Genomic DNA, 21435 nt, shown 5'->3' with positions numbered 1-21435 from the left:
TGAGGTAAGGAGTTTATAGTGAAAAAGTTGTTCTGTGCTGCTGCTCTGGGTGTTGCATTAGCTGCTTCTGCGGGTGCCCAAGCGGCCGATAAAATCGCCGTTGTGAACCTGAGCCAGGTTTTCCAGCAGTCTCCGCAGCGTGCCGCTGTTGCTAAGCAGCTTGAGGGTGAGTTCTCAGGCCGTGCTTCTGACCTCCAGGCGCAGCAGCAGAAAATCCAGGGCGAAATCCAGGATCTGCAGCGTAATGCGTCAACCATGAAGGCAAGCGACCGCACCAAGAAAGAGAAGCAGATTGCTTCTGAGCGTGCTGCCTTTGAACAGAAAGCGCAGGCTTTCGACAAAGACAACCAGTCTCGTCAGATGCAGGAGCGTAACAAGCTGCTGGCTAAAATCCAGACCGCTGTTCAGTCTGTAGCGAAAAGCGAAGGTTACGACCTGGTGCTGGACTCTCAGGCTGTGCTGTACTCTTCTGCTGATGCTAAAGACATCACTGCTGACGTTGTAAAACAGGTTAAATAATTGATGTCTTCAATTCGACTGGCTGATTTAGCCCAGCAGTTGGATGCAGAATTGCACGGAGATGGCGATATCGCCATCTCCGGCATTGCTTCTATGCAATCCGCCACCACTGGTCAAATCACTTTTCTTGCAAACAGCCGCTACCGCGAGCAGCTCGCTCTTGTCCAGGCTTCAGCCGTGGTGCTGACGGAAGCGGATCTGGAGTGGTGTAAAACGGCCGCCCTGGTGGTGAAAAATCCTTACCTGACCTATGCCCGTATGGCACAACTACTGGACACAACGCCACAGCCCGCGCAAAATATCGCGCCTAGTGCGGTAATCGATCCCACTGCGAAGCTGGGTAAGAACGTGTCGGTGGGTGCAAATGCGGTGATCGAATCCGGCGTTGAGCTGGGTGACGACGTCGTGATTGGCGCAGGATGTTTTGTTGGTAAGCAGACGCGTATCGGCCGTGGCTCCCGTTTGTGGGCTAACGTCACGATCTACCATGAAATCCAAGTGGGTCAGGATTGTCTGATTCAGTCCGGTACCGTGATCGGTGCTGATGGTTTCGGGTATGCTAACGACCGTGGCAATTGGGTGAAAATTCCGCAGTTGGGTACCGTTGTGATAGGTGATCGGGTAGAAATTGGTGCCTGTACTACCATTGATCGCGGCGCTCTGGATAACACTCTGATCGGCAATGGTGTTATCATAGATAACCAGTGTCAGATTGCACACAACGTTGTGATTGGTGATAACACTGCCGTTGCTGGTGGTGTGATCATGGCGGGTAGTCTGAAGATTGGTCGTTATTGTATGATTGGCGGCGCCAGCGTCATTAACGGCCATATGGAAATCTGTGACAAAGTGACCGTTACCGGTATGGGCATGGTGATGCGCCCAATCACAGAACCAGGGGTTTACTCTTCGGGTATTCCACTGCAACCCAACAAAACCTGGCGTAAAACGGCAGCGCTGGTGATGAACATCGATGAAATGAGCAAACGCTTAAAAGCCATCGAACGTAAGGTCGGCAAAGACGACTAAACGCATCTCCGCGACCCGCTTTCATAATAAAGCAGCGTACTTTGTCTCTTCATCGGCTTAACCCGAACGAAGCAACAAGTCTCTCAAGAAAGCGTTACGCCAACGAACTGATTTGCGGCCTGCGGAGGATCATTTTGATCTGTGCAGGCCGTGTTATTATTGCCATCAGATTTTTTAGGACAGGAAGAGTATTTTGACAACTGAAACGCATACTCTGAAAATCGAAGAGATTTTAGAACTGCTGCCGCACCGCTATCCGTTCTTGCTGGTTGACCGCGTGCTGGAATTTGAAGAGCATAAATACCTGCGTGCGGTGAAGAACGTTTCTGTTAATGAACCGTTTTTCCAGGGACATTTCCCTGGTAAGCCGATTTTCCCAGGCGTTCTGATTCTGGAAGCTATGGCGCAGGCAACAGGCATTCTGGCGTTTAAAAGCGTTGGGAAACTGGAACCCGGCGAGCTGTATTACTTCGCCGGTATCGACGAAGCCCGCTTCAAGCGTCCGGTCGTTCCGGGCGATCAGATGATCATGGAAGTGACCTTCGAGAAAACTCGTCGTGGTCTGACACGCTTCAAAGGCGTGGCAACAGTAGACGGCAAGATTGTCTGTGAAGCGACCATGATGTGTGCCCGTAGCCGGGAGGCATAATTAGTGATTGATTCAACCGCCAGTATTCATCCCAGTTCTGTTATTGAAGAGGGTGCCGTGATTGGCGCCAATGTTCACATCGGCCCGTTTTGCTTTATCGGTGCTAACGTGGAGATTGGTGAAGGTACGGTGCTCAAATCGCACGTGGTGGTGAATGGCCATACGCGTATCGGTAAAGACAATCAGATCTATCAGTTTGCTTCAATTGGCGAAGTGAATCAGGACCTGAAATATGCCGGTGAGCCAACCCGTGTTGAAATCGGCGATCGCAACCGTATCCGCGAAAGCGTCACCATTCATCGTGGCACCACGCAAGGTGGCAACCTGACTAAAATTGGCAGCGACAACCTGCTAATGGTCAATGCGCACATTGCTCATGACTGTGTGATTGGTAACCGCTGCATCTTCGCCAACAACGCGACTTTGGGCGGCCACGTGACGGTTGATGATTTTGCAATTATCGGCGGCATGACGGCCGTGCATCAGTGGTGCACCATTGGTGCGCACGTGATGGTCGGCGGTTGTTCAGGCGTGGCGCAGGATGTCCCGCCGTATGTTATCGCGCAGGGTAACCACGCGACACCGTTCGGCATTAACATCGAAGGGCTTAAGCGTCGTGGCTTTAGCAAAGAAGCCCTGCACGCGATTCGTAATGCGTACAAATTACTGTACCGCAGCGGCAAAACGCTGGATGAAGTGAAACCAGAGATCGAAGAACTGGCGAAACAACATAGCGAAGTGCAGCCTTTCTACGACTTCTTTGCCCGTTCAACGCGTGGATTGATTCGTTAATCCATGTCAGTGCGTCCCTTAACGATTGCCTTGGTCGCCGGAGAAACCTCCGGCGATATTCTTGGTGCAGGTCTTATTCGTGCGTTGAAAGCGCGCCATCCCGATGCCCGCTTTGTCGGCGTTGCCGGCCCATTGATGCAAGCCGAAGGCTGTGAAGCCTGGTATGAGATGGAAGAGCTGGCGGTCATGGGCATTGTCGAAGTGCTCGGCCGTTTGCGCCGCTTGCTAAAAATTCGCAAAGATTTAACGCAGCGCTTCACCGAACTCAAACCTGATGTGTTCGTCGGCATTGATGCACCGGATTTCAACATTACGTTGGAAGGTAGCCTCAAGCGCGCGGGTATTCGCACCATTCATTACGTCAGTCCGTCAGTTTGGGCATGGCGGCAAAAACGCGTATTCAAGATTGGCCGTAACACCAATCTGGTGCTGGCGTTCCTGCCGTTCGAAAAAGCGTTTTACGATCGCTTCAACGTACCGTGCCGGTTTATTGGCCACACCATGGCGGATGCGATGCCACTGCAGCCCGATAAGTCTGCAGCACGCCGTGAGTTAGGTATTGCTGATGATGCTATTTGCCTTGGTTTGCTGCCTGGTAGCCGCGGTGCGGAAGTGGAAATGCTCAGCGCTGATTTCCTGCGTGCGGCGCAGTTGCTGCGCCAACGATATCCGACGTTGGAAATTGTCGTGCCGCTGGTGAATGCCAAGCGTCGTGAGCAGTTTGAGCATATCAAAGCCGAGGTTGCGCCAGAGCTACCGATGCATTTGCTGGATGGCAAAGGTCGCCAGGCGATGATCGCCAGCGATGCTGCAATTTTGGCATCGGGGACGGCCGCCCTGGAGTGCATGCTGGCGAAGTGTCCGATGGTGGTGGGCTATCGCATGAAGCCGTTCACCTTCTGGTTGGCAAAGCGGTTGGTAAAAACACCCTACGTATCATTGCCTAATCTGCTGGCGGGCCGTGAGCTGGTCAAAGAGTTGCTGCAGGATGAGTGTCAGCCGAAATCGCTGGCCGCAGCACTGGAACCTCTGCTTCATGCAGGGCCAGAGCGTGATGCACTGATGCACACCTTCAATGAATTACACCAACAGATTCGCTGGAACGCCGATGAGCAGGCCGCGGATGCCGTGCTGGAGATCGCCAATGGCTGAGTTTATCTATCCCAACGCACAATGTATTGCGGGCGTTGATGAAGTCGGACGCGGTCCACTGGTTGGTGCGGTGGTTACGGCTGCCGTGATCCTCGATCCCGCTAACCCAATCGTGGGTTTGGCCGATTCAAAAAAGCTTTCTGAGAAACGTCGTCTGGCTTTGTATGACGAGATCAAAGAAAAGGCGCTGGCCTGGAGTCTTGGCCGTGCCGAGCCTGAAGAGATTGATCAGCTGAATATTTTGCACGCTACCATGCTGGCGATGCAGCGTGCCGTTGCAGGCTTGTCTGTCACGCCAGATTTTGTGTTGATCGATGGGAACCGTTGCCCCGCGCTGCCGATGCCCTCTCAGGCAGTGGTGAAGGGCGATAGCCTGGTGCAAGAGATCAGCGCTGCATCGATTATCGCCAAAGTGACGCGTGACCGTGAAATGGCCGAGTTGGATCAGCTGTTCCCGGAATATGGGTTTGCCCAACATAAAGGCTATCCGACCGCGTTGCACATGGAAAAACTGGCGCAGTTTGGTGCCACGCCTCATCACCGTCGCAGCTTTGCGCCGGTGCGTAATGCTTTGATTGATGCTGATGTGCTGGCCGCGCGTCAGCCTACTACGCTTTAATAGCCTGACGCTGTTTTAACCGGAAACTGATATGGCTGAACCTCGTTTTATACATCTGCGCGTCCATAGCGACTACTCCATGGTGGATGGCCTGGCGAAAACCAAGCCGCTGGTCAAAAAGGCGGCTGCGCTCGGCATGCCGGCGATTGCCATCACCGATTACATCAACCTCTGTGGTTTGGTGCGATTCTACGGTAGCGCGCACGATGCAGGGGTAAAACCGATCGTCGGTGCGGACTTCCACGTTGCCAGTGAATTGATGGGTGATGAGCTGACCCAACTGACGGTACTTGCCGCCAATAATACCGGTTACCAAAATCTGACGCTGTTGATTTCACGAGCCTATCAACGTGGCTATGGCATCGCAGGGCCGATTATCGATCGTGACTGGCTGGTTGAGTTAGGTGAAGGGCTCATCTTGCTCTCCGGCGGGCGTCGTGGTGATGTTGGTCGGAGTCTGCTACGCGGTAACAGCGCGCTGGTCGCGCAATGTCTCAGTTTTTATCAGGAACATTTTCCTAACCGCTACTACCTTGAATTGACGCGCACCGGGCGCGCCGATGAAGAGACTTATCTGCACGCTGCCGTTGAGTTGGCGATTGCCGAAGGTGTGCCGGTGGTGGCCACCAATGAAGTCTGTTTCCTCAACGAGGAAGACTTTGACGCGCATGAAATTCGCGTTGCCATCCACGATGGCTATACGCTGGACGATCCCAAGCGTCCGCGCCATTACAGTCCTCAGCAATATATGCGCAGTGAAGAGGAGATGTGTGAGCTGTTCTCGGACATCCCAGAAGCACTGGAAAACAGCGTAGAGATTGCTAAGCGTTGTAACGTCACGGTACGCCTTGGTGAGTACTTCTTGCCACAGTTCCCGACCGGTGAAATGAGTACCGAAGACTTCCTGGTGATGAAATCGCGCGAGGGGCTGGAAGAGCGTCTGGAATTTCTGTTCCCGGATGACAAACTGCGTGCTGAAAAGCGACCCGAATACGATGAACGTCTGGAGATTGAACTTAACGTTATCAACCAGATGGGCTTCCCAGGCTACTTCCTGATCGTGATGGAGTTTATCCAGTGGTCGAAGGATAACGGCATTCCAGTGGGGCCGGGCCGTGGTTCAGGTGCGGGTTCACTGGTGGCCTATGCGCTGAAAATCACTGACCTTGATCCGCTGGAGTTTGACCTGCTGTTCGAACGTTTCCTGAATCCAGAGCGTGTGTCGATGCCTGACTTCGACGTCGATTTCTGCATGGAGAAGCGCGACCAGGTCATCGATCACGTTGCTGAGATGTATGGCCGTGAAGCAGTATCACAGATCATCACCTTCGGTACCATGGCGGCGAAAGCGGTTATCCGCGACGTAGGGCGTGTGCTCGGTCATCCGTATGGTTTTGTCGATCGTATCTCCAAGCTGATCCCACCCGATCCCGGCATGACGCTGGAAAAAGCCTTTGAAGCGGAACCGCAACTGCCGGAAATCTACGAGGCAGATGAAGAGGTCAAAGCGCTGATTGATATGGCGCGTAAGCTGGAAGGTGTCACGCGTAACGCCGGTAAACACGCCGGTGGTGTGGTGATCGCGCCAACCAAAATCACCGACTTCGCCCCGCTTTACTGCGATGAAAACGGCCAGTTCCCGGTCACCCAGTTTGATAAGAATGATGTGGAATATGCCGGGCTGGTGAAGTTTGACTTCCTTGGCCTGCGCACGCTCACCATCATTGACTGGGCGCTGAAGATGATTAACCCGCGCCGCGCCAAAGAGGGGCTGGAGCCGATCGATATCGCCGCCATCCCGCTGGATGACAAGAAAAGCTTCGATATGCTGCAGCGTTCGGAAACCACGGCGGTATTCCAGCTTGAATCGCGCGGCATGAAAGACTTGATCAAACGTCTTAAGCCGGACTGCTTTGAAGATATGATCGCACTGGTGGCACTGTTCCGTCCGGGGCCGCTGCAATCAGGCATGGTAGATAACTTCATTGACCGTAAGCACGGTCGTGAAGAGATATCCTATCCGGATATTCAGTGGCAGCACGAAACCCTGAAGCCGGTGCTGGAACCGACCTACGGCATCATTCTGTATCAGGAACAGGTGATGCAGATCGCCCAGGTGCTGTCGGGTTATACCCTGGGCGGTGCGGATATGCTGCGCCGTGCTATGGGTAAAAAGAAACCCGAAGAGATGGCCAAGCAGCGTTCGGTGTTCCAGGACGGTGCCGAGAGCATGGGTGTTAATGGCGAACTCTCGATGAAGATCTTCGATCTGGTAGAGAAATTCGCCGGTTATGGCTTTAACAAGTCGCACTCGGCAGCCTATGCTTTGGTGTCATATCAAACGCTATGGCTAAAAGCGCACTATCCCGCCGAGTTTATGGCGGCGGTGATGACCGCGGATATGGATAACACCGAGAAGGTGGTTGGTCTGGTGGATGAATGCTGGCGCATGGGGTTGAAAGTGTTGCCGCCAGACATTAACTCCGGCTTGTATCCGTTCCACGTCAATGATGAAGGTGAGATCGTTTACGGCATCGGTGCGATTAAAGGCGTGGGTGAAGGGCCGATCGAAGCGATCATTGAAGCGCGAAACGAAGGCGGCTACTTCAAAGAGCTGTTTGATCTCTGTGCGCGCACCGATACCAAGAAGATCAACCGACGTGTGATGGAAAAGCTGATCATGTCGGGCGCATTCGATCGTCTGGGCCCGCATCGTGCCGCCTTGATGAGTGCGCTCAGCGATGCGCTTAAAGCTGCGGACCAGCACGCGAAAGCGGAAGCCACAGGTCAGGCGGATATGTTTGGCGTGCTGGCAGAAGAGCCAGAGCAGGTTGAGAAGTCCTATACCAATATTACGCCCTGGCCTGAACAAATTCAGTTGGATGGCGAACGTGAGACGCTCGGGCTGTACCTCACGGGTCATCCCATCAATCAGTATTTGAAAGAGATCGATCGCTACGTTGGCGGCATGCGCCTGAAGGACATGCATCCAACGGATCGTGGTAAAGTAACCATCGCCGCGGGGCTGGTGATTGCCGCCCGCGTGATGGTCACCAAGCGCGGCAACCGAATTGGTATTTGTACTCTCGACGATCGTTCTGGTCGTCTGGAAGTGATGTTATTTACCGATGCGTTAGATAAATACCAGCAGTTGCTGGAGAAAGACCGTATCCTGATCGTCAGTGGACAGGTCAGCTTTGATGACTTTAGCGGTGGCCTTAAAATGACCGCTCGAGAAGTGATGGACATCGACGAAGCGCGGGAAAAATACGCGCGCGGACTTGCTATCTCGCTGACGGACAGGCAAATTGATGACCAGCTTTTAAACCGTCTCCGCCAGTCTCTGGAGCCTCATCGTTCCGGGACCATTCCGGTGCATCTCTATTATCAGAGAGCAGATGCGCGGGCGAAGCTGCGCTTTGGTGCAGCGTGGCGAATTTCGCCCAGCGATCGTTTACTCAACGATTTGCGGTCGTTAGTAGGATCGGAGCAGGTGGAACTGGAGTTTGACTAAAACAGGAACATTATGAGTCTTAATTACCTGGATTTTGAACAGCCAATCGCAGAACTGGAAGCGAAAATCGACTCGCTGAAGTCAATTGGCCGTTCAGATGAGAAACACGATATTAATCTGGATGAAGAAGTGCAGCGTCTGCGTGAAAAAAGCGTTGAGCTGACCCGTAAAATCTTCTCCGATTTAGGTGCCTGGCAGGTTGCGCAGCTCGCGCGTCACCCGCTGCGCCCTTACACGCTGGACTATGTCCGCAACGCGTTTGATGATTTCGATGAGTTGGCAGGCGACCGCGCCTATGCCGATGACAAAGCGATTGTCGGCGGTATTGCCCGTCTTGATGGTCGTCCAGTGATGGTGATTGGCCATCAGAAAGGTCGTGAAACCAAAGAGAAGATCCGTCGTAACTTTGGTATGCCCGCTCCAGAAGGCTATCGTAAAGCGTTGCGACTGATGGAGATGGCTGAACGCTTCAAGATGCCACTGATTACCTTCATCGACACGCCAGGTGCATATCCGGGCGTGGGCGCAGAAGAGCGCGGTCAGTCCGAAGCTATCGCGCGTAATCTGCGTGAGATGTCTGGACTGAAAATCCCGGTCATCTGTACCGTGATTGGTGAAGGCGGTTCCGGTGGTGCGCTGGCGATTGGCGTGGGCGATAAAGTGAACATGCTGCAGTACAGCACCTACTCGGTGATCTCACCGGAAGGTTGTGCGTCGATTCTGTGGAAAAGTGCCGATAAAGCGCCACTGGCTGCGGAAGCGATGGGCATCACTGCCGATCGTCTGAAAGAGTTGAAGCTGATTGACTCAATCATTCCAGAGCCACTGGGCGGCGCGCATCGTCATCCAGTCGACATGGCTGGTGCGTTGAAGAAACAACTGTTGGCCGATCTGGCCGATCTCGACGTGCTGAGCACTGAAGAGTTGCTTAACCGTCGTTATCAGCGTCTGATGAGCTACGGCTACGCATAAGCAAGCTGTGAAGAGTGAAGAGAAGCGGACTTTGGTCCGCTTTTTTTATGTCTTTAAGTAGGAAGGGCTTTGCTGTGGGCCCATTGCGTGGTCCAGTAAAGGCCAGTCCGAAGTGCAAGGCGTCCATTTACTCCTTGAACTGTCCTCAATAATGAGGAGCTCAAACAGACGACTGTGGATTGGTCAGCAATAACAATCTAACCGGCCTTATCTGGACCTTGCACTCGACTTACAGCGAAACCTCTCATTAACAGCACACCTTTCCAGAACATTCACCCGCCAGTTTTCGCTATCCTTATTCAGTGCCATAACACCACAGGAGGTGAGCATTGAATATTATTGCGATCATGGGACCGCACGGCGCGTTCTACAAAGATGAACCGATTCGCGAACTGGACGCAGCGCTCAAATTACAAGGCTTCCAGACCGTTTATCCCAACAATGCCAGCGACCTGCTAAAGCTGATTGAACACAACCCGCGCATCTGTGGCGTGATTTTTGACTGGGACGATTACAGTCTGGCGCTGTGTAGCGACATCAATCAGCTCAATGAATATTTGCCGCTCTACGCCTTTATCAACACCCATTCGCAAATGGATGTCAGCATCAATGAAATGCGCATGGCGTTGCAGTTCTTCGAGTACGCGCTCAATGCGGCTGACGATATCGCCTTGCATATCCGCCAATACACCGATGAATACATCGACAAAATCATGCCGCCGCTGACCAAGGCGCTGTTCACCTATGTGAAAGAAGGCAAATACACCTTCTGCACACCTGGCCACATGGGCGGTACCGCGTTCCAGAAAAGCCCGGTGGGCAGTCTGTTTTATGATTTCTTTGGTGCCAATACGCTCAAGGCGGATGTGTCGATCTCAGTAACGGAACTCGGTTCGCTGCTCGACCACACCGGTCCGCATCTTGAGGCTGAAGAGTATGTGGCGCGAACTTTCGGCGCAGAACAAAGCTACATGGTGACCAACGGTACATCGACGTCGAACAAAATTGTGGGGATGTATGCCGCGCCAGCGGGTAGCACAGTACTCATTGACCGCAACTGCCATAAATCACTCACGCATTTGCTGATGATGAGCGACATCATTCCGATTTGGCTCAAACCGACCCGCAATGCGCTCGGTATTCTCGGCGGCATTCCACAGCATGAGTTCACCCGTGACAGCATTCAGCAAAAGGTAAACAACACGCCACGCGCCAGCTGGCCGGTGCATGCGGTGATTACCAACTCTACTTATGATGGGCTGCTGTACAACACGCAGTACATCAAAAAAACGCTGGATGTCCCATCGATCCACTTCGACTCTGCGTGGGTGCCCTATACCAATTTCCATCCGATTTACGCCGGTAAAAGTGGCATGAGCGGGGATCGCATTCCCGGTAAGGTGATTTATGAGACCCAATCAACACACAAATTGCTGGCCGCCTTTTCACAGGCTTCGCTGATTCACATCAAAGGCGATTACGATCACGACACCTTTAACGAAGCCTACATGATGCACACCACGACATCGCCGAGTTACGCGATAGTCTCATCCATCGAAACCGCAGCGGCGATGCTGCGTGGCAATCCGGGCAAACGACTGATTAATCGCTCGGTAGAGCGAGCACTGCATTTCCGGCGTGAAATACAGCGTCTACGTGAAGAGTGTGACGGCTGGTTCTTTGATATCTGGCAACCGGAACAGATTGATGAAGCCGAGTGTTGGCCGATCCAGCCGGGCGAAGAGGACTGGCACGGCTTTACGCATGCCGATCGCGATCATATGTATCTCGATCCGATTAAAGTCACCATTCTGACTCCGGGCATGAGTGAACTGGGCCACATGGCGGAAGAGGGCATCCCGGCCTCGCTGGTGGCGAAATTCCTCGATCAACGTGGGGTGGTGGTAGAGAAAACGGGACCATACAATTTATTGTTCCTGTTCAGTATTGGCATCGATAAAACCAAGGCCATGAGCGTGTTGCGCGGTTTGACAGAGTTTAAGCGCGCCTACGATCTCAACCTGCGGGTGAAAAACATGTTGCCGGATCTGTATGCGGAAGATCCCGACTTCTACCGTAACATGCGTATTCAGACCCTGGCGCAGGGCATTCACCAACTGATCCTGCAACACGATCTGCCGCGCCTGATGCTCAAAGCGTTCGATGTGTTGCCAGAATCGAAGATGACACCTCACCAGGCGTTTCAGCGTCAGGTGCAAGGATTAGTTGAAACGGTGGATATCCGCGAGCTGGTGGGACGTATTTCCGCCAATATGATTCTGCCTTATCCTCCGGGTGTGCCGCTGGTGATGCCAGGGGAAATGGTCACCGAGGAGAGCCGGGCCGTGCTCGATTTCCTGTTGATGCTCTGCACTATCGGGCGGCACTATCCTGGATTTGAAACCGATATTCATGGGGCAACGCTTACCGAAGATGGCCGTTACCTGGTTCGCGTGCTACGGGAGGAGAACCTTGACTAAGTTCGGATAATTGCCTCTTTTCAGCGCCGCGCAGAGCACGTAGGGTATGCGGCTAACGTGAAAACCGGAGCCGCTATGCTGCAGATAAAACAGATCCACCACATTGCCATTATTGCCACCGATTATCAGCGCAGTAAGGCGTTTTACTGTGACGTGTTAGGCTTTGAATTGTTGGGCGAATACTACCGAGCCGAGCGCGACTCGTGGAAAGGGGACCTGGGGCTGAATGGCGTATACACCATTGAACTGTTCTCGTTCCCCACTCCTCCCGCGCGTGTCAGTGGCCCGGAAGCCTGTGGCCTGCGCCATCTGGCTTTTTGTGTTGAGGACGTGGGGCAGTCGATTGCTGCCCTCGCGGAGAAAGGCGTGGTGTGCGAACCGATCCGTATTGATGCCTTAACCGGTAAAGCCTGCACGTTCTTCCCCGATCCAGACGGTTTGCCGCTGGAGCTGTATCAGGCGTAAACTAGCGTCCGCTGTGGGTCGCAATCAGGCGGCCCGCTTTGATGGAACGCGCTATGTCTTTTTCCCATCTTGCTTCGTTGCTGACACCCGACGCCCGCTGTGTGCTGGCGTTCAGTGGCGGACTGGACTCCACGGTCTTGCTGCATCAGTTGGTCAGTTGGCAACGCCAGCTGCCGCAGCTTTACGTGCGTGCGTTACATGTTCACCACGGATTAAGCCCGAATGCCGATAGTTGGGCCGCGCACTGCCTGCAGATCTGCCAGCAGTGGCGCATTCCCTGCGAAGTGCTGCATGTACAGGTTGACGGTTCCGCTAAGGGTATCGAGGCTGCAGCGCGTAAGGCGCGCTATCAAATCCTGTTTCAACAGCTGCAACCCGGTGAGTACTTACTGACTGCTCAGCACCTCGACGATCAATGCGAAACGCTGCTGCTGGCACTCAAACGTGGCAGTGGTCCGGCTGGATTAGCCGCGATGCCGGTGCAGCGCGAAATCGATGGGCATCTCCATCTGCGCCCGCTACTGGATGTAAGCCGCCAGCAGCTCGAAACCTATGCGGCAGAACACCAGTTACACTGGATTGAAGACGAAAGTAACGCAGACAGCCGTTATGACCGCAACTTTTTGCGTCAACAGATTCTGCCGTTGTTACATGCTCGTTGGCCGCATTTCAGTGCCGCCAGCGCGCGCAGTGCTGCCCTTTGTGGCGAGCAAGAGCAGTTGCTGGATGAATTGCTGGCGGAGCAGGTAACGCATCTTACTGACGCCCAAGGCGCACTGCATTTTCCTCCGCTGCTAACAATGAGCGAAGCGCGACGGCATGTGCTGCTGCGGCGTTGGATTGCATCGCAGGGCGGCACAATGCCTTCACGTTCAGCGTTAAAACGTATTACCGACGAAGCGATGCTCAGCCGTGAAGATGCAAATCCTTGCCTGCGTTTTGGCCTGTTTGAACTTCATCGTTATCGTGAACGACTCTATTGGCTCACTTCACAGCCATCGCTAAGTCAGCACTCGCTAACCTGGCATGACCGCAGCTACTCGCTGCCATTACCCGGTGGTATAGGAGAATTGCAGGCCGATACGGCAATGGCCCTTTTACGACAACCTTCCGCAGACGAATCGATCAACATTCGTTTTCAGGCGCGCGGCTATTATCATCTGCAAGGGCGTGCAGGTGGCCGCGACATGAAAAAACTGTGGCAGGAATTAGGTGTGCCGCCGTGGCAGCGTGAACGTATCCCCTTGATTTATTACAACCAGACGCTGATTTGCGCACCGGGAATCTTTGTTACCCGTGAAGGTGCTGCCAGCAATGAGCAAGGCTGGCAAGCGATCTGGACAAAACAACAATAAGATGGAGAGCAATGATGAAATACTGGATGGCAACCGCGTTGCTGGCTGCTGCGTTGCCGGTTTTTGCCGACGGCGATGTGAATGCGGGGGCGCAGAAAGCGGCCACTTGTCTGGCGTGCCATGGCGCGGAAGGGAAAAGTGCGGTGCCACTGTATCCTAATCTCGCGGGACAACATGCGCCCTATCTACTGCATTCGTTGCAAGCCTATAAAAAGGGCGAGCGCAGTGGCGGACAGGCCGAAGTGATGAAAGCTTTTGTTGCGGGACTGAGCGATCAGGATATGGAAGATTTGGCGGCTTACTATGGGTCGTTAAAGCCTTAAATGAGGAGGGCGGGAGGTGCTCCCGCCCAGATACAGGGGATTACTCGTCTTCGCTGACGATGACGGTGCCCAGTTCGGGATGGCTAAAGCTGGCGATGTGATCCAGCCGAAGTTCGCGGATTTCACCGGAAAGGTCGACTGTCAGGTACTCCACGTTTTTACGTGAGACCATGTCCACGGCTTTCGCTTTGAGCTGATCGCCGCTTTTTAACTCCAAAGACAGCGTCCAGTGTTTGGTGCAGGCGAGTTCGAGGCTATCGTAGTCATCGCAGTTGATGGGTTTGTAGGCTTCATTCGTCAACATAGTCGCTCACCAATAAGTTTGCAGCAGCGTAAGCTGCTTGTTCCCTGACAGAAGAGTTTAGCGCAGAATTAGCGGCAATATCGTTGAGTGCGTTTAGCGCGCAACCTATCGCGTCTGGCACATACCCCAGGTCGCCACTACCAATTTCGGCATACTTCTGGCGAACTAACTCACAATACTTTTGCACATACACCTCCTCAGCAGAGCTTAAATACTCTGGTTGATACGCGACTATATCACAGGATTTTCATGGAAATCAGCCTGGGAGGCGCGGGATGTTTGCAAAGAAAAGTGTAAAAGTGACAGATAGCGCTGGTCTTAAGCATTTAGACGGCGCACAAAAGGTTAAGTTGATGAACAGGTTATTACACGGCACAACGTCGTACTTAAACGCAGGTGACAGATGATCGTGCTGTCTCGAACGGTTTCACTTGCGGATAATGAAGTCGAGCTCAGTGCCATCCGCGCACAGGGCGCGGGCGGCCAGCATGTGAATAAAACATCCACCGCCATTCATCTACGTTTCGACATTCACGCATCGTCGTTGCCGCCGTTTTACAAGGAGCGGCTCCTTGCGGCAAGCCACCATTTGATTACCGCAGAGGGCGTGGTGATTATCAAAGCTCAGGAATATCGCAGCCAGGAAATGAACCGCGAGGCGGCCCTGCAGCGGTTAATCAATCTGATTCGTGAACTTACTACGGTTGAAAAGGCTCGGCGGGCAACGCGTCCGACACGCGCATCAAAAGAGCGCAGGTTGGAGAGTAAAACACGACGCAGTAACGTGAAGGCGATGCGTGGGAAGGTGCAATAAAAACGCCTCCCGAAGGAGGCGTTCAGTGTTACTTATTCAGGGCTGCAGCCAGGAAGTTGACGATGTCGTGTTGCTTGATCATCTGTTTCTCGCTGGCTGAACGCGATTTGTACTCGATCTCTTGATTATCAAGGTTACGATCGCCAATCACGATAGTGTGCGGCACGCCAATCAGTTCCATATCAGCGAACATCACGCCAGGGCGCTCTTTGCGATCGTCCAGAATCACATCGATGCCTTTAGCACGCAGTTCGTTGTACAGCTCTTCCGCCAGCTCTTTCACGCGGAAAGATTTGTGCATGTTCATTGGCAGAATCGCGACTTCGAACGGTGCCAGTGCCGCTGGCCAGATGATACCGCGCTCGTCATGGTTCTGCTCAATGGCTGCCGCGACGACGCGGGTGATGCCGATACCATAGCAACCCATGGTCATAATTTGATTACGGCCATCTTCACCTTGTACCGCCGCTTTCATCGCATCTGAGTACTTGGTACCCAACTGGAAGATGTGACCGACTTCGATACCACGCTTGATCTGTAGCGTGCCTTTACCATCTGGGCTTGGATCGCCTTCCACCACGTTACGAATATCTTCCACGCGTGCTTCTGGTAAATCACGTACCCAGTTGATGCCGGCAAAGTGCTGACCATCAATGTTAGCGCCCGCTGAGAAGTCGCTCATTTTGGCCACGGTGCGGTCAGCAATCACTGGCATGTTCAGGCCGACAGGGCCGAGAGAACCGAAACCAGCACCGATTGCGGCACGAATGGCTTCTTCGCTGCCCATTTCAAGTGGAGAGGCAACGATATCCAGATGTTCGGCTTTGATCTCATTAAGTTCATGATCGCCGCGCACCAACAGCGCAACCAGCGAATGGCCACTCTCTTCGGTCGCTTTGACAATCAGCGTCTTCACGGTTTTTTCAACCGGGATCTGATGCTGCTCGACCAACTCTGCAATGGTCTTGGCATTTGGCGTTGCGAACTGCGTCAGTTCCTGCGTAGCAGCTGGACGATCGCCTGCTGGCGCAACCGCTTCTGCTTTTTCAATGTTGGCAGCATAATCGGACTCGCTCGAGAAGATCACATCATCTTCACCGCTCTGTGCCAGAACCTGAAACTCGTGAGAGCCGCTACCGCCAATGGAGCCGGTGTCAGCCTGAACCGCACGGAAATCCAGACCCATACGGCTGAAGCTCTGGCTGTATGCGCGGTACATCGCATCATAGGTTTCCTGCAGCGATTCCTGCGAGGTATGGAACGAATACGCATCTTTCATGATGAACTCGCGTGAACGCATCACACCAAAGCGCGGGCGAACTTCATCACGGAATTTGGTCTGGATCTGATACAGGTTCAGCGGCAGCTGTTTGTAGGAGCTCAGCTCGTTGCGGATCAGATCGGTCACCACTTCTTCATGGGTTGGACCCAATACGAATGGACGGTCGTGGCGATCTTTAATGCGCAGCAGTTCCGGGCCGTACTGCTCCCAACGACCGCTCTCTTCCCACAAATCGGCAGGCTGAACCACCGGCATGGAGATCTCAATCGCGCCCGCGTTGTTCATCTCTTCGCGTACGATGTTTTCAACTTTTCGCAGGACGCGGACACCGGTCGGCAACCAGGTGTAAAGGCCAGAAGCCAGTTTACGGATCATCCCGGCGCGCAGCATCAGCTGGTGGCTGATCACTTCCGCATCGGAAGGCGTCTCTTTCTGAGTAGAGAGCAGATATTGAGTAGTACGCATTGATTACGATTCCAGTTGTACGGAAGGACACTGACAAAAATTTTTCTGGCGGCTAGTGTACCAGCGAGACCAATCACTCAAAAGCTTGTTTTAGCGCGGATCGAGGGCGATCACTTCGGTGCCGGCCTCATCAATACGCCAACGCACATTAAAGTCGAGTAGCCAGGCAGCATACTCACGATCTTCCGCTTCACCTTTTCGATAGGCAGGGCGGGGATCTTGCGCCAATACTTCAGCAATAAATCGCGCCAGCTGTGGGTGCTTTTTCTGCTGTTGGATTTGGCTTTGCGCTAACGCGGAGAAGCGCACCGGCATGCTCGCATCCGGGGCGCTTTGGGCAAATCCTGCGCGTGCATCGGGAAGGGCTTCAGCAAATGGCAAGTAGGGTTTGATATCCACTACGGGCGTGCCATCGACTAAGTCCAGGCTGCCAAGCTGTAAAATCACCTGCTGCTTTTCACACCGGATGCCTTTTAACTCGACCAGCGACATGCCAATGGGATTGGGGCGAAACGTTGAGCGCGTGGCAAATACCCCCATGCGCGCGTTGCCGCCTAAGCGAGGAGGTCGCACGGTTGGACGCCAGCCACCTTCCATGGTTTGGTGGAAGACAAACAGCACCCAGAGGTGACTAAAGTCTTCAAGCCCGCGCACCGCCTCCGGCTGATTATAGGGCGGCAGCAAGTGCAATTCGCCGCTACCATCCTGCACTAAGCCGGGCTGGCGTGGCACGGCAAATTTCTCTTTCCACGGCGAACGAATAACGCCGATTTGCGCAAAGGCAAAATCACTCATTGATTGGAAACTTTCAGTGCAGAGCCTTGGCAAATCGCCTGGCGATAGCAGCCCGGCGTGCTGGTGACGATTTCGCACTTGTGCAGCAATACCGCATTGGCTTTCATGTTCGCCGCTTTGATCTGCAGACGCTTGCGCGCGGTGTTGATGTTGGGTGGAGAATCCTGGCTGCTGCTCTGGCAATCATCAGCGGAAACTTCACCCAGATCGCGGAACGGGTTGCTGACCAGATCGGTAGCGTCGGTATAAATTTTCACCGGCGCAGGGCGTGGAGTGGGTTTGCGTTCAGGTTCGCTGGATGACGCCTGTGGACGAACTGGGGCGCTGCTTATCGGGTGATATTCACGTACACACCCCGTTAGCATTAATGCCAACAAGCAGAGCGGTAAAAAACGCATATCAACATCCTCATAAATAAAAAGTGGCGTTATTGAATCAAGGACCGGATTAAATAACAAGTCAGCAAAAAGAAAGGGCGGCCGAAGCCGCCCTGCATGGCATGAAAGGCGAAAATTACCAGCCTTTCACTGCACCGCCGTTGAAGATTTTATTCGCGGCTTCTGAAACTTCATCAGACTGATAAGCCTGAACAAATTTCTTCACGTTCTCCGCATCTTTATTATCTTCACGGCTGACGATCAGGTTGACGTATGGAGAATCTTTATCTTCCACAAAGATGCCATCTTTCGCTGGCGTCAGGCCAATCTGGCTAGCGTAGGTGGTATTGATCACGGCCAGGGCGATTTGTTGGTCGTCCAGTGAACGTGGCAGCTGCGGCGCTTCCAGCTCAACAATCTTCAGGTTTTTCGGGTTCTCAACGATATCCAGTGAGGTTGGCAGCAGGCCAACGCCATCCTTCAGTTTGATCAGGCCCACTTTCTGCAGCAGCAGCAGAGAACGACCAAGGTTGGTTGGATCGTTAGGGATAGCAATCTGCGCACCGTTTTGCAGTTCATCCAGAGATTTGATTTTTTTCGAGTAGCCAGCAATCGGGTAAACAAAGGTGTTGCCGACTGGAACCAGCTTATAACCACGATCTTTGATCTGCTGGTCCAGGTACGGTTTGTGCTGGAAGGCATTAACATCAATATCGCCTTTGCTCAGTGCTTCGTTTGGCAGCACATAGTCGTTGAACGTCACCAGTTCGACATCCAGGCCATATTTCTCTTTGGCAACTTTAACAGCGGTTTCTGCAACCTGTTGCTCAGCACCGACAATCACACCCACTTTGATGTGGTTTGGATCTTTAGCTTTCTGATCGCATCCTGCCAGCGCAATTGCGCCAATCAGAGCACCCACAGCGGCAATCTTTTTAAATGTGAAAGACATATCCTTTCCTTAATAGAGGACTATTGATGTTGTTTGCTTATTTATGGGACACAGCACGTACAATGCGGTCGCCACAGAATTGAATTAAGTACACCAGAACAACCAGTAAAATCAGTACGGTATTCATCACGGTGGCGTTATAGCCAATGTAACCGTACTGATAACCAATCTGACCCAGACCGCCAGCACCCACGGCACCGCCCATGGCGGAATAGCCGACCAGCGTAATCAGGGTAATTGTAGCGGCATTCACCAGACCCGGCAGGGCTTCCGGCAGCAACACCTTACGCACGATTTGCAGCGGGGTGGCACCCATGGCACGTGAGGCTTCGATCAAACCCGTCGGCAGCTCCAGCAAGGCGTTCTCAACCATACGTGCAATAAAGGGAGCCGCGCCGACCGTCAGTGGCACAATGGCGGCCTGTAGACCAATCGAGGTGCCCACAATGGCGCGCGTGAACGGAATCATCCATACCAGCAGAATAATGAAGGGAATTGAGCGGAAGATATTCACCAGCGCAGACAACACGCGATAAAGCACGCCATTCGCCAGAATCTGCCCTGGACGTGTGACGTACAGCAACACGCCTACTGGCAGGCCAAGGACAAAACCAAAGAAGCCGGAGACAAAGGTCATCATCAGCGTTTCCCAGACGCCACGCGTCAGTAACCACATCATCGCTTCAGACATAACCCAGTACCTCTACTTTCACATGATTTTCTTGCAGCCAGGCGATCGCTGCCTGTGTATCTGTTTCACTACCATCCATTTCGGCCAGCATGATGCCGAACTTCACGCCACCGGCGTAATCCATCTGGGCACTGATAATGTTGTTATTCACATTGAAACGGCGAGCGGCTTCTGAAAGAAGTGGCGCATCCACCGATTTGCCGGTGAATTCCAGACGCAGCAGAGGCACACTTTCGGCGGTGGCTTGTGGTGTCATACGCTGCTGATAATCGTCCGGGATATCCAGATGGAGCGTGGACTGAATGAATTGCTGAGCCAGCGGGGTTTTAGGGTGCGAGAACACTTCGCTGACGCTGTCTTTCTCAATCAACTCACCATTACTGATCACCGCAACTTGATCGCAGATGCGTTTTACCACATCCATTTCATGCGTGATCAACAGAATGGTAATACCCAGACGGCGGTTGATGTCTTTCAGCAGTTCGAGGATTGAACGCGTGGTGGCCGGGTCCAGTGCACTGGTGGCTTCGTCACACAGCAGAACTTTTGGGTTACTTGCCAGCGCACGCGCAATCGCGACACGCTGCTTTTGACCACCAGAGAGATTGGCTGGCCAGCTGTCGTGTTTATCCGCCAGTCCAACTAACTCTAACAGCTCAGCTACGCGTTTTTTAATCTGGTCACGTGACAGATTGCCCAACTCAAGCGGCAGTGCGACGTTGCCAGATACAGTACGTGAGTTCATGAGATTAAAATGCTGGAAGATCATGCCAATTTGGCGGCGAGCCAGCGTGAGTTGCCCGGAGGAGAGGGCGGTTAACTCTTGGCCATCAACCAATACGCGGCCAGATGTTGGACGTTCTAATAAGTTAACGCAGCGAATGAGCGTGCTTTTACCGGCACCGGAAGAACCGATGACGCCATAAATCTGCCCAGCAGGCACATGCAGGCTGACGTTTGACAGCGCCTGAATAGTGCGTGAACCTTGCTGGAACACTTTGGTAATATTTTCGAGTTTAATCATTAGTTTAATAGTTATCGTGTTGCGTTGTCCGTGGTGTATCGGGTTTCATGCCGTTGCGCAGCGTGAAATTTGGATGGATGTTAAGGCATCCAGACGGCTAAATCAATCGAAGTCATTCAATCTGCCATTCTCTCGCTATACGCAATCATGCGATACTGAGCGGCACTATTTGCAGCAGGAGTTTCTACGTGACGAACAAAGTCCCGGCTATTTTCCTTGATCGTGATGGCACCCTGAATGTCGATCACGGCTATGTCCATGAAATCGATAATTTTGAATTTATTGATGGCACCATTGAAGCGTTACAGGCGCTTAAAAAGATGGGTTACGCATTGGTGCTGGTCACCAACCAGTCGGGTATTGCGCGCGGCATGTTTACTGAAGACCAGTTTATGCAGCTCACCGAATGGATGGATTGGTCGCTGGCGGATCGCGATGTCGATCTCGACGGTATCTATTTCTGTCCGCATCTACCCGATGCAACAGTAGAAGAGTATCGCCAGGCGTGCGATTGCCGTAAGCCGCAACCCGGCATGCTGCTGTCTGCACAGAAGCATCTGAACATCGATATGGCTGCTTCTTATATGGTAGGCGACAAAATTGAAGATATGCAGGCTGCGCAGGCGGCGGGTGTCGGCACAAAAGTGCTGGTGCGCAGCGGAAAACCAGTAACTGCAGAAGGTGAAGCAGCGGCTGATTGGGTGCTTAATAGCCTGGCAGAGTTGCCTGGACGGCTTAAAAAGGCCTAAAAATGGGCCTTTTGCACAAAACTTAATCGAACAGTAAAAAAGTTGAAATTTACGCTTGCGCTTCCTCAGAGTCTGCCTATAATGCGCCACCACTGAGACGGCAAAGCGGCAAT

At 53.1% G+C, this 21435-nt stretch carries 22 protein-coding genes; 14 read left to right on the top strand and 8 right to left on the bottom strand.

Translation table 11 applies throughout. The features are described 5' to 3' along the window. The first annotated feature begins 18 nt into the window (after positions 1-18). The 12 genes from PSSD_RS14220 (at position 19) to PSSD_RS14165 (ending at position 13869) form a co-directional block, all read left to right on the top strand. Positions 19-519, top strand: coding sequence for an OmpH family outer membrane protein (locus tag PSSD_RS14220; protein ID WP_039331207.1), 501 nt, complete (start codon positions 19-21; stop codon positions 517-519). Positions 520-522: 3 nt separating this feature from the next. Beyond that, positions 523-1548, top strand: coding sequence for a UDP-3-O-(3-hydroxymyristoyl)glucosamine N-acyltransferase (gene lpxD / locus PSSD_RS14215; protein WP_058972676.1), 1026 nt, complete (start codon positions 523-525; stop codon positions 1546-1548). Positions 1549-1741: 193 nt separating this feature from the next. Then, positions 1742-2197 (top strand): 3-hydroxyacyl-ACP dehydratase FabZ, encoded by a 456-nt coding sequence (gene fabZ, locus PSSD_RS14210; protein WP_013507953.1) that lies wholly within the window; start codon positions 1742-1744, stop codon positions 2195-2197. A gap of 3 nt (positions 2198-2200) precedes the next feature. Continuing rightward, positions 2201-2989 (top strand): acyl-ACP--UDP-N-acetylglucosamine O-acyltransferase, encoded by a 789-nt coding sequence (lpxA, locus tag PSSD_RS14205; protein WP_058972675.1) that lies wholly within the window; start codon positions 2201-2203, stop codon positions 2987-2989. 3 nt (positions 2990-2992) lie between these two features. After that, positions 2993-4141 (top strand): lipid-A-disaccharide synthase, encoded by a 1149-nt coding sequence (lpxB, locus tag PSSD_RS14200; RefSeq protein ID WP_058972674.1) that lies wholly within the window; start codon positions 2993-2995, stop codon positions 4139-4141. Further along, positions 4134-4760: a ribonuclease HII gene (gene rnhB, locus PSSD_RS14195; protein ID WP_058972673.1), complete on the top strand. Its 627-nt coding sequence runs from the start codon at positions 4134-4136 to the stop codon at positions 4758-4760. Before lpxB ends, rnhB begins: the two co-directional genes overlap by 8 nt. A gap of 31 nt (positions 4761-4791) precedes the next feature. Next, entirely contained in the window at positions 4792-8274 is a 3483-nt protein-coding gene (dnaE, locus tag PSSD_RS14190) for a DNA polymerase III subunit alpha (protein WP_058972672.1), read from the top strand. Between the two features lie 12 nt (positions 8275-8286). Further along, positions 8287-9246, top strand: a complete 960-nt coding sequence (accA, locus tag PSSD_RS14185) for an acetyl-CoA carboxylase carboxyl transferase subunit alpha (RefSeq protein WP_039331196.1) — start codon at positions 8287-8289, stop codon at positions 9244-9246. A 329-nt stretch (positions 9247-9575) separates the two neighbouring features. After that, positions 9576-11726, top strand: coding sequence for a lysine decarboxylase LdcC (locus PSSD_RS14180; protein ID WP_058972671.1), 2151 nt, complete (start codon positions 9576-9578; stop codon positions 11724-11726). Between the two features lie 75 nt (positions 11727-11801). After that, positions 11802-12191: a VOC family protein gene (locus tag PSSD_RS14175; RefSeq protein ID WP_058972670.1), complete on the top strand. Its 390-nt coding sequence runs from the start codon at positions 11802-11804 to the stop codon at positions 12189-12191. A gap of 53 nt (positions 12192-12244) precedes the next feature. Beyond that, positions 12245-13546 (top strand): tRNA lysidine(34) synthetase TilS, encoded by a 1302-nt coding sequence (gene tilS / locus PSSD_RS14170; RefSeq protein ID WP_058972669.1) that lies wholly within the window; start codon positions 12245-12247, stop codon positions 13544-13546. A 14-nt stretch (positions 13547-13560) separates the two neighbouring features. Continuing rightward, entirely contained in the window at positions 13561-13869 is a 309-nt protein-coding gene (locus PSSD_RS14165; protein ID WP_039331188.1) for a c-type cytochrome, read from the top strand. A gap of 40 nt (positions 13870-13909) precedes the next feature. On the opposite strand, the gene rof is transcribed toward PSSD_RS14165, so the two are convergent. Next, entirely contained in the window at positions 13910-14173 is a 264-nt protein-coding gene (gene rof, locus PSSD_RS14160; RefSeq protein WP_039331186.1) for a Rho-binding antiterminator, read from the bottom strand. Next, positions 14160-14360 (bottom strand): YaeP family protein, encoded by a 201-nt coding sequence (locus PSSD_RS14155; protein WP_013507964.1) that lies wholly within the window; start codon positions 14358-14360, stop codon positions 14160-14162. The genes rof and PSSD_RS14155 overlap by 14 nt, the downstream gene beginning before the upstream one ends. 216 nt (positions 14361-14576) lie before the next feature. Here PSSD_RS14155 and arfB point away from each other — a divergent pair, with 216 nt between their 5' ends. Further along, positions 14577-14987, top strand: coding sequence for an alternative ribosome rescue aminoacyl-tRNA hydrolase ArfB (gene arfB / locus PSSD_RS14150; protein WP_058972668.1), 411 nt, complete (start codon positions 14577-14579; stop codon positions 14985-14987). A 28-nt stretch (positions 14988-15015) separates the two neighbouring features. Here the strand turns inward: arfB and proS are convergent, their stop codons facing one another. The 6 genes from proS to metN form a co-directional block, all read right to left on the bottom strand. Further along, positions 15016-16734 (bottom strand): proline--tRNA ligase, encoded by a 1719-nt coding sequence (proS, locus tag PSSD_RS14145; RefSeq protein WP_058972667.1) that lies wholly within the window; start codon positions 16732-16734, stop codon positions 15016-15018. A 90-nt stretch (positions 16735-16824) separates the two neighbouring features. After that, complete coding sequence (gene tsaA, locus PSSD_RS14140) at positions 16825-17529, bottom strand: tRNA (N6-threonylcarbamoyladenosine(37)-N6)-methyltransferase TrmO (RefSeq protein WP_058972666.1); 705 nt, start codon at positions 17527-17529, stop codon at positions 16825-16827. Beyond that, complete coding sequence (rcsF, locus tag PSSD_RS14135) at positions 17526-17927, bottom strand: envelope stress sensor lipoprotein RcsF (RefSeq protein ID WP_039331175.1); 402 nt, start codon at positions 17925-17927, stop codon at positions 17526-17528. Before rcsF ends, tsaA begins: the two co-directional genes overlap by 4 nt. A gap of 115 nt (positions 17928-18042) precedes the next feature. Next, positions 18043-18858, bottom strand: a complete 816-nt coding sequence (locus PSSD_RS14130; protein ID WP_039331173.1) for a MetQ/NlpA family lipoprotein — start codon at positions 18856-18858, stop codon at positions 18043-18045. 37 nt (positions 18859-18895) lie between these two features. After that, positions 18896-19549 (bottom strand): methionine ABC transporter permease MetI, encoded by a 654-nt coding sequence (locus PSSD_RS14125; RefSeq protein WP_058972665.1) that lies wholly within the window; start codon positions 19547-19549, stop codon positions 18896-18898. Further along, the gene (gene metN, locus PSSD_RS14120) at positions 19542-20573 is read right to left on the bottom strand and encodes a methionine ABC transporter ATP-binding protein MetN (RefSeq protein ID WP_058972664.1); all 1032 of its coding nucleotides are present in this window, start codon (positions 20571-20573) and stop codon (positions 19542-19544) included. Before metN ends, PSSD_RS14125 begins: the two co-directional genes overlap by 8 nt. 188 nt (positions 20574-20761) lie before the next feature. Here metN and gmhB point away from each other — a divergent pair, with 188 nt between their 5' ends. Beyond that, the gene (gene gmhB, locus PSSD_RS14115; RefSeq protein WP_058972663.1) at positions 20762-21322 is read left to right on the top strand and encodes a D-glycero-beta-D-manno-heptose 1,7-bisphosphate 7-phosphatase; all 561 of its coding nucleotides are present in this window, start codon (positions 20762-20764) and stop codon (positions 21320-21322) included. Positions 21323-21435 lie beyond the last annotated feature (113 nt).

Origin of the sequence: Type-D symbiont of Plautia stali, from assembly GCF_001485335.1 — a bacterium.
In the GTDB taxonomy this organism is placed as follows: domain Bacteria; phylum Pseudomonadota; class Gammaproteobacteria; order Enterobacterales; family Enterobacteriaceae; genus Pantoea; species Pantoea vagans_C.
The sequence above is the reverse complement of the archived record's forward strand: the minus strand, read 5'-3'. Positions and strand labels throughout refer to the sequence as shown.